Source organism: Fibrobacter sp. UBA2449, assembly GCF_002342555.1.
GTDB lineage: Bacteria > Fibrobacterota > Fibrobacteria > Fibrobacterales > Fibrobacteraceae > Fibrobacter.
This window is the reverse complement of record NZ_DDQF01000008.1, coordinates 19873-33309: the sequence shown is the minus strand read 5'-3', so window position 1 is coordinate 33309 and position 13437 is coordinate 19873. Positions and strand designations below refer to the sequence as shown.

The 13437-nt window shown below is 52.6% G+C and carries 14 protein-coding genes and 1 tRNA gene; 9 read left to right on the top strand and 6 right to left on the bottom strand.

Features of this window, described 5'->3' with window-relative positions; genetic code table 11:
• Positions 1-64 precede the first annotated feature (64 nt).
• The 4 genes from B4B27_RS05460 (at position 65) to B4B27_RS05445 (ending at position 5039) form a co-directional block, all read left to right on the top strand.
• Complete coding sequence (locus tag B4B27_RS05460) at positions 65-667, top strand: PadR family transcriptional regulator (protein WP_173382884.1); 603 nt, start codon at positions 65-67, stop codon at positions 665-667.
• Between the two features lie 172 nt (positions 668-839).
• Positions 840-3353, top strand: a complete 2514-nt coding sequence (locus B4B27_RS05455; RefSeq protein ID WP_073114278.1) for a GH36-type glycosyl hydrolase domain-containing protein — start codon at positions 840-842, stop codon at positions 3351-3353.
• Between the two features lie 154 nt (positions 3354-3507).
• Entirely contained in the window at positions 3508-4233 is a 726-nt protein-coding gene (locus tag B4B27_RS05450; protein WP_290724467.1) for a TonB family protein, read from the top strand.
• A gap of 107 nt (positions 4234-4340) precedes the next feature.
• Positions 4341-5039 (top strand): DUF2314 domain-containing protein, encoded by a 699-nt coding sequence (locus B4B27_RS05445; RefSeq protein WP_290724465.1) that lies wholly within the window; start codon positions 4341-4343, stop codon positions 5037-5039.
• Positions 5040-5048: 9 nt separating this feature from the next.
• Here the strand turns inward: B4B27_RS05445 and B4B27_RS05440 are convergent, their stop codons facing one another.
• Positions 5049-5921, bottom strand: coding sequence for a hypothetical protein (locus B4B27_RS05440; RefSeq protein WP_290724463.1), 873 nt, complete (start codon positions 5919-5921; stop codon positions 5049-5051).
• 101 nt (positions 5922-6022) lie between these two features.
• Here B4B27_RS05440 and B4B27_RS05435 point away from each other — a divergent pair, with 101 nt between their 5' ends.
• The gene (locus B4B27_RS05435) at positions 6023-7057 is read left to right on the top strand and encodes a peptidylprolyl isomerase (RefSeq protein WP_290724461.1); all 1035 of its coding nucleotides are present in this window, start codon (positions 6023-6025) and stop codon (positions 7055-7057) included.
• Positions 7057-8164 (top strand): peptide chain release factor 2 gene (gene prfB / locus B4B27_RS05430; protein WP_290724459.1). Its coding sequence is split into 2 segments (ribosomal slippage): positions 7057-7128 and positions 7130-8164, totalling 1107 coding nucleotides; the frame shifts between segments, so codons are not numbered across the junction. Before B4B27_RS05435 ends, prfB begins: the two co-directional genes overlap by 1 nt.
• Before the next feature lies 1 nt (position 8165).
• Here the strand turns inward: prfB and B4B27_RS05425 are convergent.
• Positions 8166-9044 (bottom strand): TIGR01212 family radical SAM protein, encoded by an 879-nt coding sequence (locus B4B27_RS05425; protein WP_173365903.1) that lies wholly within the window; start codon positions 9042-9044, stop codon positions 8166-8168.
• 64 nt (positions 9045-9108) lie between these two features.
• Between B4B27_RS05425 and B4B27_RS05420 the strand changes: the two genes are divergently transcribed.
• The 3 genes from B4B27_RS05420 to B4B27_RS05410 all read left to right on the top strand — a co-directional run bounded on the left by B4B27_RS05420 (position 9109) and on the right by B4B27_RS05410 (position 11147).
• Complete coding sequence (locus B4B27_RS05420; protein ID WP_290724456.1) at positions 9109-9645, top strand: hypothetical protein; 537 nt, start codon at positions 9109-9111, stop codon at positions 9643-9645.
• Positions 9646-9668: 23 nt separating this feature from the next.
• Complete coding sequence (locus B4B27_RS05415; protein ID WP_290724453.1) at positions 9669-10313, top strand: hypothetical protein; 645 nt, start codon at positions 9669-9671, stop codon at positions 10311-10313.
• Positions 10314-10523: 210 nt separating this feature from the next.
• Positions 10524-11147: a fibrobacter succinogenes major paralogous domain-containing protein gene (locus B4B27_RS05410; protein ID WP_173382892.1), complete on the top strand. Its 624-nt coding sequence runs from the start codon at positions 10524-10526 to the stop codon at positions 11145-11147.
• A gap of 60 nt (positions 11148-11207) precedes the next feature.
• Here B4B27_RS05410 and B4B27_RS05405 read toward each other — a convergent pair whose 3' ends face one another.
• From B4B27_RS05405 to B4B27_RS05390, 4 genes are all read right to left on the bottom strand, one after another.
• Positions 11208-11531 carry a hypothetical protein gene (locus tag B4B27_RS05405; RefSeq protein WP_290724450.1) on the bottom strand — a complete coding sequence of 108 codons (324 nt, stop codon included), beginning with the start codon at positions 11529-11531 and terminating at the stop codon, positions 11208-11210.
• A 183-nt stretch (positions 11532-11714) separates the two neighbouring features.
• Positions 11715-11788, bottom strand: a tRNA-Pro gene (locus tag B4B27_RS05400).
• 81 nt (positions 11789-11869) lie between these two features.
• Positions 11870-12358 carry a Smr/MutS family protein gene (locus B4B27_RS05395; RefSeq protein WP_290724448.1) on the bottom strand — a complete coding sequence of 163 codons (489 nt, stop codon included), beginning with the start codon at positions 12356-12358 and terminating at the stop codon, positions 11870-11872.
• Positions 12359-12406: 48 nt separating this feature from the next.
• On the bottom strand, positions 12407-13414 hold the full coding sequence (locus tag B4B27_RS05390; RefSeq protein ID WP_290724446.1) for a lauroyl acyltransferase: 1008 nt from the start codon (positions 13412-13414) through the stop codon (positions 12407-12409).
• Between the last annotated feature and the right edge of the window lie 23 nt (positions 13415-13437).

Genomic DNA, 13437 nt, shown 5'->3' with positions numbered 1-13437 from the left:
AAAAAAATCGCTCTTTCCCATTTTTTTTGAGTATATTCCAAGTTGGAATAGAAAGAGGTATTGAATGAACCGATATGACTTGGTCCTTCTGGGGCTTATTCTCGAACACGAAAGCAGCGGCTACGATATCATTACGGAAATCCGCGACCGCGAACTGGACCGTTGGGCCAATTTGAGCACATCGACCGTCTACAACCGCCTGGCGACCCTCGAAAAGCATGGCTGCATCGTCGGCCGTTCCGAACGCGATGGCAACCGCCCCGAACGTGTTGTATTCAATATTACAGACAAGGGAAAGGACACGCTCCGCAAGGAAGTCCTCAAGCACTTGACGGGGTTCAACGACGACCCGCGCACGCTTGGTTTTGCATTCCTCTATGGAGCCGAGAACAAGGAGCTGATTCGCACCCTGGAGGCCCATGAACGCCACCTCGTGCTCGAAATCGAGAATCTGGAAAAGATGATTGCCGAAGAACCGCGCCCCACGCTCTATCCGGAAGGCCCGTTCCTCAACTGCATGAGTCGCGACCACATTCTTGTGGAGCTCAAGTACGTGCGAGCCGCCATCGGCATCCTGCGCGACCCCATCCGCAACAAGAAGCTCGACGGCTACTTCTACATCAACTTCGGCAACCGCGACTTCGAGAACTTTAACCAGAAAGGTTAGACGAAAGAACGGCTCTGCGAGCCTGTAGACTATAGACGATAGATTTAAAATGACGCTTCGCGTGAAATAGAAAAGCTTTTCACCACTTTCTTTCGTCTTTCGTCTATCGTCTTTCGTCTAAAAATCTATATTTACCGCGTTAAATTTAACAACCCCCTCTTACGGAGATACAATGGCTACAAAACAGAAGAAGAGTGTCAAGAAGGTCGCCTCCAAGAAGGCTCCGGCCGCCCAGTACGGCTACTTCGATGACGCTGCAAAAGAATACGTGCTCACCACGCCGGCAACCCCGATCAAGTGGTGCAACTACGTCGGTACCTTGAATTTCGGCGGTATCGTGGATACTACCGGCGGTACCCTGGTTTGCAAGGGCGACCCGGCCCTGAACCGTATCACCAAGTACATCGCCCAGATGCCGTGCTCTGACTTCAAGGCCAGCACCATCTACATCCGTATCAAGGAAGCCAAGGGCTACACGGTGTTCTCTCCGTTTGTCGTTCCCACCCTCACCAAGATGGACAAGTGGGAATGCCACGTGGGCCTTTCTTACATGCGCTGGATTGCCGAATGCTGCGGACTCCGCACCCAGGTCACGATTTTCGTGCCGACGGGCTCCAACACTCTCCTCCAGGACATCCAGGTGACGAACCTCGGTGGTGCCGCCAAGGAAGTGGACATTATCCCGGTCTATGAATTCAGCCACTTCGAAGCTGAAAAGCAGCTCACGAACGCCGACTGGGTCCCGCAGACCATGACCCTCAAGGGCCACTGGGAAAAGGACGGCCACGTCGTTCTCGAACAGTATGCCTACATGAAGCGCGACTACGCCGTGAACTACGTGACCGCTAACTGCAAGGTCGGTAGCTTCGACGGTGACCGCCGCGTGTTCCTCGGCGCGAACGAAATGGGCTCCTGGGCCGCTCCGCTTTCCTTGGGCAACAAGGAACTTTCCAACAGCGAATGCGACCGTGGCGACAACATCGCCGCCCTCATGATTCACGGTGGCAAGATTGCCGCCAAGAAGACTTTCCGTTGCTGCACCCAGCTCGGTCAGGAACAGAGCCTCAAGGTTGCTGCCAAGGCCATCGCCAAGTACCGCGACCTGAAGAACGTCGACAAGGCTTTCGACGAACTTGCCAAGTTCTGGGAGAACTACCTCTCCACGATCCAGGTGAAGACTCCGGACGCATCGTTCAACACGATGGTGAACGTCCACAACCCGCGCCAGTGCCACACCACCAAGAACTGGAGCCGCTACCTCTCCCTGTACCAGCTGGGCTACGGCACCAGCCGCGGTATCGGTTACCGTGACTCCACGCAGGACTTGATGGGTGTCATGAGCCACATGCCGGAAGAAGCCTTGGTCCTCACCAAGAACCTCATCTCCGTGCAGCGCCCCGAAGGTAACGCCATGCACCAGTACGCCCCGCTCGCCCTCGCCGAAGACAACGGCAACGAAGCGAACGCCGGTGACTCCCGCGAAAAGGCCGGCGTCAAGGATGCCAAGGGCAATCCGATGTATGCCGACTGGTACGGCGACGACCACCTCTGGATCATCCTCACTGTGGCTTCTTACCTCAAGGAAACCGGCAAGATGGATTTCCTCAAGGAAGAGATTCCGTTCTACGTCGCCGGCAAGAAGCGCAAGGACCGTCCGAAGGGCACTGTCCTCGAACACTTGAAGCGCGCCCTGAAGTTCACCCGTGAACACCTCGGCAAGCACAACCTCCCGCTCCTCGGCTTTGCTGACTGGAACGACTGCATGAACTTGCCCCTCGGTGCAGAATCCACGTTCAACACCGCCTTGTATGCCAAGGCCCTGCTCGAAATGATGGACATCGAAGAAGCCCTCGGCGACAAGAAGGCCGTCGAAATGTACAAGGGCTGGTACGAAGACGTCAAGGCCGCCTTCAACAAGAGCGCCTGGGACGGCAAGTGGTGGACCCGCTGGTTCGACAAGGACGGCAACGGCTACGGTGTCGCCAAGGCCAAGTACGGCAAGATCTACTGCAACGGCCAGTCCTGGCCGGTTATCGCCGGCATCGCTTACGGCGACCGCGCCAAGCAGGGCATGGACAGCCTGAACAAGCTCCTCAACACCAAGTACGGCGTGAAGAGCTCCACTCCGGGTTACCGCGGCTTTGAACCGGCCGTGGGTGGCATCTCCACCTATCCTCCCGGAGCCAAGGAAAACGGCGGTATCTTCCTCCACACCAACCCGTGGGTGATGATTGCCGAAACCATCCTCGGCCGTGGCGACAATGCCTTCCAGTACTACAACCAAATTAACCCGGCTTCCAAGAACGACATCCTCGACGTGTTCGAGTCCGAACCGTACTGCTATCCGCAGAACATCCTCGGTGACGAACACAAGCAGTTCGGCATGGGCCGTAACGCATGGCTCTCCGGTACTTCCACCTGGACGTACCAGGCTGCCACGCAGTTCATCATCGGTATCCGTGCCAACTACAAGGGCCTCGTGGTTGATCCTTGCATCCCCTCCAAGTGGGATGGCTTCGAAGCAACCCGTAAGTTCCGTGGTGCAACCTACCAGATTACGGTGAAGAACCCGAAGCACATTTGCAAGGGTGTCGCCAAGATGGTGGTTGACGGCAAGGAAATCGACTCGAATATTGCCCCCATTTTCACGAAGGGTGTGCACAAGGTCGAAGTCACCATGGGCTAATTTGAATTATAACCGTCGTGATACGGCGTTGCTCGCCCCCTCACGTACGCTTAGTACGCTACGGGGGCTCGCGCCTGGTCTCACTCGGTTCTAATCCAAATTCGAATTTAAAGGTCTGCTTCAAACGAAGCAGACTTTTTCTATATATAAGTGTATGGCGAGTTTATTTGGAAAATGCTGGAATAATTTTGTGCTCTTGGCTGCGGCGATGCTGTGGGCGGGGTGTTCCGACGCCGATAAGAATGCGGATAAAACTCTGGAGCAGGAAAAAGTTAATACGGAACAGTCCTTGGTCGTGAAAAAGGAAAATGACGAAAAAGCGCATAGGGACCGCGTATTTAAAGCATCCATAGACAGTGTTTTAAAGTCGGTGGGGCATCTTTCAACGCATGGGACGACTACGCTTTATGGATGTCGTCCAGAAAATGGCTGTTCCGTTAAAAGAGATGAATATGGGATTCCTGTAATAGATGAAAAGTACTTGCAAGGCCGTGCACGAGGCGTCGCAAAAGCCCCTACTTATGAGGAATTGAGTGTGGCAGGTGGCGTTGATGCTGATAAAGCTCTGATTTTAAAGAACATTCGCCTGCGGACTCCTGGATTGCGTCATATTTATAATAAACATTTAAAGAGGAATCCCAGTTTTAGCGGGACGATTGTTTTTCGGTTGAATATCAATGCTGATGGCTCCGTTCAAAAAGTCCAAATAGACTCAACGACTACCGGCAATACGGATTTTGACGAAAAAGTCCAGAATGCGGTAGGTCGCTGGAATTTCCAGATCATGAATTCGGGTGTAGTAGCCAAATTAAATACGGATGTAGTTGCGACTTTCCCGGTACAATTTTATGAAAGAGAACCGGCAAAAATAGGCGATTAAGGGCGATACTTAACGCGCCGGATTTTTGCTTTTGGTGGGGATAAAATTGCGCCAAATTTGCGTTTGATTGTCTAGAAAGCGTCTTTTTGTGTTATTTTTAGTGAGGTATGAATATGTTTTCTATGCTCTTTCGCGTGATTTCGCTGCTTGCGGTGCTTTGCGTGTGCGGCCATGCTGTCGAAGACCAGTTCGCCGGCATGACTCCCGAATTGCAGAAGTTTATCAATCCCTATATCGATAAGGCCAAGGCGTCGTTCCCTGCAGTCAAGCAGAAGTACATTGCGGGAGACTATGTGCGCGAAAATCGCTCCATGTATGTGCAGATTGCCCTTACGGGCAAGGACGGGACCAAGGAGATGGCCTTTATCAGGGTTATCTGGTGCGCGGGTACGAAATTCCAGGGAATCTTGGCCAACGAGATGTATTTTGTCAAGGAATACACGAACGGCGACACGCTTTCGTTCGGAGAGAACCAGGTCGTTAACTGGGTCGTCGCGGATGCCGAGGGCAGGGAAGAGGGCAATTACGTGGGGAAGGCCATCGATGCGTACATCTCTCAAAAGGTGGGCGTCTTTTACGAGGTCGTGTACAAGAAGGGGCGTTTCACGGTCACCTACCAGGATGCCAAGGATCGAAAACAGAACAGCGTAGATGGCGTTGTTCCCGAAAAAATCATTGCGCAGATTGCGGAGCGCCTGAAGGCCGGTTTCGAGAAGAAAAAGCGCGAGGGCCAGAAGTTCGAGGAGGGCAAGCCCTTCTACACCTACGGAGTCTACGATTGCCACACCGGCGAAACGGAGCCCTGATTTCTTGGCCTAGAATTCGTCTGGCCTGATGACGTAGATCGAATCCCTCTTTGTCGGTAGGGGCCTGTAGGATTCGAGTTCCTTCCGTATCTCGTAGAAAAGGTTCCCCTTGAAGAATTGGTCGAGGGTCTTTTGGGAATGGACCCTTGTGAAGATTGCGAACTTTGTCATCTCGTGGTTGCAGACGCTTGCCTTGAGGTCGTAATCGATGTAGGAGGTGTCCTGGTTGCGCAGGTTGTTGCAACTTTTCACGAATTTCTTCAGGATATAGTCGAACTTGGCGCCGATGTAGTTGTTGTCATAGATGAAATGCGCTTCCTTGAGGGAAGGGTTGAAAAGGTAGATATCCGAGTTCCATGTAAAGTAGTTGGAATCGATGGCGAGCTTGCGGTTGACGTAATTCTGGATGCTGGAATCCAGCTTGAGGTCGATTTCTTCTCGGTCTGCGGGGAGGACCAGCCAGCACATGATGGGGTATTTTGCGGTGAGCGCTATCTTGTCTGCGGTACTGTACGTGCCTTTGCTGGTGTCCCAGAACATGACAATCTTGCTTATGGCGGACGGGGCGACGAACCAGTTGCACGCAAAGAGGAACGTTATGAATATCAGGATAACCGCAAAGATGCGGGTGAACAAGTCCTGGAAAATCTGTCTCTTGGCATCGGGGCCATAGCCCGTGTCAAGTATGGGATACTCGGCCTTGAGCGCCTCCATTTCCTTGAGCTTGGATTCGAATTGCTCGGCGTTCAGGGGGGAGGTGCCCGTCTCCTTGAATTGGCGGGTCGCGTCCTCGAGTTCGGACTTCAGCTCAAAGTAGTGCTCGAAGTCGGCCTTCGTCTTTTCCAAGTCGCCAGAGGAGTCCTGTTTATTCAGATGGAACATATTCCCCAATATAACAATTGGGCTCCTTTGGAGGGTTTGAAGGAATCCCTAATATTGAAAATTGCTATATTATTCGCGGAAATTTTTAAAAAGGATAGACAATGTCTCTTAAACTTATTACTCGTGGTGTTCTTACCGTGGCGCTTGCTGCGGGTATTGCCTCTGCGCAGCTCCTCAACAGCAAGAGCATGGATGTCGTGCGTGTCGAAAAGGTCGGTTTCTCTGCCGGGCGCATCGATAGCTTGACTCAGGCGCTTGCACAGCAGCAGTTCCAGGGCAAGAAGGTGAGCGATGAGACCATGGCCCAGGTTCGTTTTGCTGTGATTGACAACCTTGTCGGGCAGGAACTGGTACGGCTCGAATGCAAGAAGCAGGGAATCAAGGTCCCGGCTGCCCGCGTGGATAGCCTTGCGACGCTCTTCAAGAAGCAGTTCCCGAGCGAGGATGTGTTCCAGAAACAGCTGAAGCAGAGCGGCCAGACGATGGCTCAGTTCCGTGAAAAGCTCGAAGACCAGCTCAAGAGCGAGGAACTCCTCAAGAAGAAGGTGCCCTATCCGAAGGACCCGACCGAAGAAGAAATGAAGGCCTACTGGACGCTCAACAAGAGCAAGGTCCCTGTAAACGATTCTATCAGCGGTGTCCGCATCTACATCAAGACGAAGGGCAAGAGCGCCCAGGACGTGTCGGATACGAAGGACATGCTGAAGGGTATGGCCGCCCAGCTCAGGAGCCAGATCCGTGCCAAGAAGGTTCCTTTTACTTATGCGGTGCAGCTTTTCGCACAGCAGGCTGTCCAGAACAGCGACGATCCTAATGCGAAGAAGACGGGCGGTGCCGTGCTGACCACGCTCAAGGGTAACGGGGCTGCGTTCGAAAAGGCCGTGGCCAAGTTGAACGTGGGTGACATCTCGGATGTCTATAACGACAAGGACGGTGTCGCCATCTTCATGCTCACGGGCAAGAACGATGGAAAGTTCGAAAGCTACCGTAACCAGATCGATACCGGACTTCGCATGCAGGCCGAACAGGAACGCCAGATGAAGCTCAAGGCCTACCTGGATGAACTTGCGAAGGTCTACAAGGTGCAGTACCTCGACAAGAAGTACACCCCGCCGCAGGCCATCGGGGGCAAGTAATGGCCTTCCAGACGACTCATACCGGGCTTATCGAGCTGCGTAGCCGCATCGACAAGCTCTGGGGGTATCTTTGACTTAGAGGCGAAGACCGAAGAACTCTACGTCCTCGAAAAGGACTCTGCTGACCCGAACCTGTGGAACGACCAGGAGAAGGCGCAGTCCATGATGAAGAAAATCGGCAACCTGCGTGGCCTCCTCGATTCCTGGAAGGAGGTCTCCCAGACTTGCGATGACCTTGCCGAACTCTACGAGATGAGCAAGGACGAGGAATCTGCCGACCTGACCAAGACCATCGAGAACGATGTCGCCGACTTGCGCGCGCGTGTCGAGAAGATGGAATTCAAGAAGATGTTGAACGGCCCGGACGACGCCTGCAGTTGCCTGATGTCGATTCACCCGGGCGCGGGCGGCACCGAGTCGCAGGACTGGGCGCTGATGCTCTTCCGCATGTACACGCATTTCTTTGAACGCGAGAACATGGACTTCAAGGTGGTGGATTTCCAGGAAGCGGAAGACGCTGGCCTCAAGAGCGCGACCATCGAGATCACTTGCGAGAATGCCTACGGCCTGCTGCGTTCGGAAATCGGCGTGCACCGCCTGGTGCGCATCAGCCCCTTCGACGCGAATGCCAGACGCCACACGAGCTTTACCGCCGTGTACCTGTACCCCGAACACGAAGACGTGGAATTCGACCTGGACATGGCCGATGTGCGCGTGGATACCTACCGCAGTAGCGGTGCCGGCGGACAGTACATCAACAAGACGGATTCCGCGGTGCGCATGACGCACTTGCCCACGGGTATCATGGCGAGCTGCCAGACGGAACGCAGCCAGATCCAGAACCGCGAGACCTGCTACAAGATGCTCAAGACCATGGTGGCCGAGCACTACCGCCTCGAAGAAGAGGCGAAGCGCGATGCCCGCATGGCCGAAAAGAAAAAGGTCGAATGGGGAAGCCAGATCCGTAGCTACGTGCTGCAGCCCTACCAGATGGTGAAGGACCTGCGTACGGGTGTCGAGACCTCCGATACCGCAGGCGTGCTCGATGGCAAGATCAGGCCGTTTATCGATGCTTACCTGCTGAGCACCAGCGAAGAGCAGAAGTAAGCTAGCTTAACAGTTTTTCCACTTCCGCAATAATGCGGTCGCGTTCCCCGCACCAGTCGGGGGCGATAAGCATGTCGCTCGGGCTTTCGCCGCTGAACCGCTCGATGGCGGTATCCGGCCCGATAATCTTTATCATCTCGGCGACGGCTGCGCAGTATTCCTCGAATTCCAGCAGCTTGATTTCGCCTGCGGAAAAATCTTGTGCCATCACAGTGCCCGCGACGATGTGCAGCGGGTGGATTTTCACGGCGGCGAGTTTCAGGTCGCGCACGACTTCGGCGGTACGCTTGAAGTCTATCAGGGTCTCGCCGGGGAGTCCAACGATGACGTGCGTGGTGACGGTGAGACCCGCCGCCTGGCAGCGCTTTACCGCGTCTTCGAAATCGGCGAGTGTATGCCTGCGGTTTATTGCCGCAAGCGTCAGGTCGTTTGCCGTCTGCAGGCCGATTTCCACGATAATCGGCTTCTTGCGGTTCAGTCCCGCGAGGTACTCGATTTTCTCGTCTTCGAGGCAGTCCGGGCGCGTCCCTATCGCAAGCCCCGCAATCTCCTTGTGCTTGATAATCGGGTCGATAATCCCCTTCAGGTGTTCGAGCGGCGCATGCGTGTTTGTATATGGCTGCAGGTAGGCGAGGATGCCCGCGTTCGGGTATTTTTCGCGGAGCCTCGGCACGAACTTGTCGAGCTGTTCCTGGATGGAAACCTTCGCCTGGTCGAACACCGGGCTGAAGCTGCGGTTGTTGCAGTAGCTGCAGCCCGAGAATCCCTTGGTGCCGTCGAGGTTGGGGCAACTCATGCCGCCGTTGAGCGGGAGCTTGCGCACCTTGAGGTAGTTGGGGAAAATCTTGAGCAGCAAATCGCGGTAGGGTGTGTAGTGCATGGCGTAAAAGTAATAAAAGCGGGGCGTTCACTTGTTTTGACTCCCCTTTTTTTATATTCTATTCATGCCGTTTTCAGAAGAATACCTCAAAGATTACGAAAATAAAATTCGGAAGCTCCCTGTCGATGAACTTTACGAAATACTTGACACCATTCGTGATCATCCCTTAAAAGCAGATGATTCTCCTGAAAGAGTCCAGATTGTTGAAAAGCGCATTATTGAACTAACTGGCGACAAAGATTCCATTTTGTCTCGTGAAGAGTTTAATAAAAAAGTGGAACAGGAATATATCGAGAAGACAAATCCTTTGGCAGTCAAGCTTGGAATTTTTGGAGTTGGCCTAATTTTAATAGGAGGTGTGTGCCCGCGAAATCCCCACCTTGCAGAAATCAGTTCGAATCCAATATCTCTTTTTCTCAGCGGTCTTGGGTGCTTAATTGTAGGATTATGCATTTTAATCGATGGAAAGATTAAAATATACCTAATAGGATGGGCGGTAATCCTGACAAAAAAAGAACATCCAAAAAAGTTCTGGTCTGTAGTGGGGTTATTTTATATTGTCGGGGTTTTCTTTTTAGTTAGGGCATGTCAATGCTGGTAGGCTTAATTATTAAATTTTCTTATATGGCTAGATTGTTTTCTGTCTTTTTAATTGTTGGCTTGATAATGACTTTGGTAGGGTGCTCCAGCCATGCACCTTCTGCCTCAATGTTCATGAATTCCCCAAAGAATAGTTTAATTTTGGGCGTTAATGGTATGGTCAATCTTGGTAATCGATATGATTATGAAACTGAAGATGGCTCAGGAGATGAAATTAATTTTGAAGAATATGGTCCTTATGCAGTGGAACCATCCTTGGGAGAGAGAGTGGACAATTTTTTTGTTTCCTTAAGTCTGGAATTGTGTGGGGCAATGAGGGTGTCTTTTGGGCTTGTTAGCGATTATTTCGGCTCTTTGGCCTGGGTATCGCCTATTTCTTTTGGTTACAATAAATCTCCTGGATATGGCCTTATGCTTGTGGAACAGTACCCTTTTGCAGAAAATTGGAAAGTGGGTATTAGCGAGCATTTTGCCAATAATCAGTACCGCGGAAATGTGAGTCTTTGTTTGAGTTGTACTTCTTATGCAAAGGACTATAAAGAATTGGGCTTAGGGGCCTATATTTCATATAAGAAATTTTCGATTGAATTCCGGTACGGAAATGAACTTGATTCTTCTAATCGGCGTTATTATTTGATGGCAAATTATGACTGGTCCTTTGCGTGGTAGTTGCGTGAATAGGCGAGATTGATAAAAAATTCGCTCTTCCTATCGGAATAGCTGGCGCTCATCCCATCGGAATAGCGAGATTGCCAAAAGTTTCACGGTGTTCAACTTTTGCCCTTCGGGTTACGCCTGGCGGCGTGCCGCTTTTTTTGTAAAAATCCCATTGGGCGAATATGGATGTATATTTGGTGTATTGATATTTGAGGAGGTTTTATGAAACGACTGGCTTTGACCCTGGCTCTCGTGGTTGTGTTCTGTGCGGAGGGAGCCTTCGCAGCCCCGAAAAAGGGAACCATGACAGACGCCCGCGACGGCGAGTCGTACCAGACTGTAAGGATTGGTAAACAGATTTGGATGGCAGAGAATCTGAAGGTGAAAACCGAGGGTAGCTGGTGCTACGAGGATAAGGAATCGGACTGTCAGAAATACGGTTGGCTCTATAACTGGGACGCGGCAAAAGTTGCCTGCCCCGTAGGCTGGCACTTGCCCAGCAAAGAGGAATTCGAAATTTTGTTTAAGTTCGTGGGCGGGGCTCAGGAAGATGCTTGGAAATGGGAAAATGCGGGGAAAATGCTGAAGTCCACCAACGGATGGAATGAATATGAAGGAAAAGATGGCAATGGTAATGATGCTTTCGGGTTCTCGGCGCTCCCTGCTGGCTACAGGAATGGCAATGGGGATTTCAACAACGAGGGCAACCGTGCGTACTTCTGGAGTTCTACAGAGAGCGTTAGCGGCAGCGCGTACTACATGGGCTTGGACTTCAGCAAAGACGATGCGTTCCTGAACAGCTTCTATAAGACCCACGGGTTCTCGGTGCGCTGTGTGAAGGACTAGGCAAATTGGCTCGGAAAAACCATGCAGCTCCCAGGACGGGAACTGTTTTGTGTAAAGTTTTTATTTTTTGAAAACAACTCCGTATCCGCGGTACTTGCAAACAGTTTCTGTTTTCAAGACTAATGGACCTAAAATTAGCGATGTTGTTGTTTCTTCCGCGCGGATTCCGATAACTTCATCAAAGGCTCCGCCTCTATAATCAATAAATTCCATAATGCCACAATTTTCGTTTTCTGGCTTGCTCGAATACGATATTTCTTGGTACGATGCATAATCAGAAGGTGTGAAAATTCCTTCTTGCACCACAATTGGATGATGGATCACCTTTGTGCATCCAACAAGCATTAATGCTGTAATGCATAATGCGATGACGTTTTTGTTCATAAAAAACACCTTTAAAAAACGTTTATATAAATATACAAATCTTTTTGAAAGGAGTGGCTTAATAGCGAGATTGCCAAAACGTTCACTTCGTTCCGCTCTGCGGTAGTCGAACTCACTTCGTGAGTTCTCATCTCGCGTATAATTCCGATACGAAAAAAGCACCCGCAAGGGGTGCTTTTCGTATCGGAATAGCGAGATTCGAACTCACGACCTCTTGCTCCCGAAGCAAGCGCTCTACCAGGCTGAGCTATATTCCGGTTTTGTGGGCACAATTATAGATAAAAATTCAGGGTTTTCAAAGGGGTAGGGGGCGAAAAATTTGTAAAAATACCCAAAATTTACTTCTTTCGGGCGTTTTTCTTGGCCTTTTTGGGGTCGGGGCGTGCGGGGGCGTCGCTTTGGGCGGGTTTCCCGAGGACCATGATGCTCGAACCTGCGTTGTCGGGTTCGACCTTGTACAGGCGGATGCGGTTGTTCCATTCGGACCGGACCTTGCGGTCAATGATGCGCTTGACGTTCCCGTAGCTCGGGTTTCCGCCGCCGTGGATGACCCTCAGGACCTTGAGACCAGCGATGTTCAGGTCATCGATGCGCCGCTCGACGGCCTCTGCGGCTTCGTCTGCGGTCATGCCGTGCAGGTCGATTTCGTCTTCGGGCATGGGGAGGTCCCAGGCGGCGGGGTTGCGGCGCATCTTGCGCCCGCGCGCCATGCGCACGGGCCTCGCGGCGGCATTCTCCGCATCGACGCGCATCTGCTCGTCCTTGTCTTCCATGCGGTGGTTCATAATCCACTGCATCTGGAATTCTTCTTCTGCGTTCAGGGGCATCTCAAATCCTCGGACACAAATATAGAAAGCGGCTCCGTGGTTTGCGCTCTAGACGACGAAGTTCTGGTGGTAGTTCCAGCTCCACTGGTCGGGGTGCTCCGCTATCCAGTGCTCCGTCTCGCGGGCAATGTCTTTCACGAGGGGGCTTTCTCCGGCTTGGCTTGCGATCTTGCCGGCAACGGTCTCGTCGTACTTGGGCGGGTAGAACGTCTCGAACCGGATGACGATGCTCCCTTCGGGGTACTTGCTGTCGCGGGAGGGCGAGCCGTGCATTTCTGTCCAGGTGCGGAAGGTGACGATGCCCGCTCCCATCCGGTTGATTTTCTCGATGAGCCGCAGGTAGAGCGTGGTTTGCTTGCCGAACAGTTCGACGGTGTTTCCCTTCGTGTTCTTCCCCTGGTCATAGACCATCGCGAGGATACCCTTGGTGCGGAAGAGTTCGCGGATGAGCCTGCCTGTTTCTTCGGGGTGGTATTCTGTGAGGTGCGGGTCGCTGCGGAGTCCTTCGAGAACTTCGCGGAAGGCGGCATCCCCGACGGAATCGGTGATGAGGTGCACATGCTCGCTGTAGCGGCAAAGCGCGCGGTGCATGAGTTCGAAGGAACCCTGGTGGATGCTGATGCCGGCGATGGGGGCGCCTTTTTTTGCGCATTCAGCGACGGCGTCCTTGATGATGCCCTCGTTCTCGAACACGATGCGGCGTTCCACGCTCTTGAAGCGGGCGAGGCCGCGGTAAGAATCCAGCGCGTTCCAGAAAATGCCGCGGAACATGTCGCGTGCAGTCACTTTCTGCAAGGGGCCGGCGCAGTTTAAACCCGAAGCCGCACCGTTTAACCCCGGCGCACTGTTTAACCCCGGCGCACAGCCTTCATCCTGCGCCACCAAATACTCCCTTGCCGCCTCGAGATGCTTCACGACACGCCCATAGGCGCGCTCGGTGTGGAGCGCCTTGTAGACGGGGAAAGCGATGGCGAAAAGGAACGAGTAGAAAAAGTCCGGCAGCCGCAGCAGGATGTTGAACAGTAATTTATATGTAATTACCTTGAACTTGTACATGGGGTCGCGGCGCCTGCCGATCA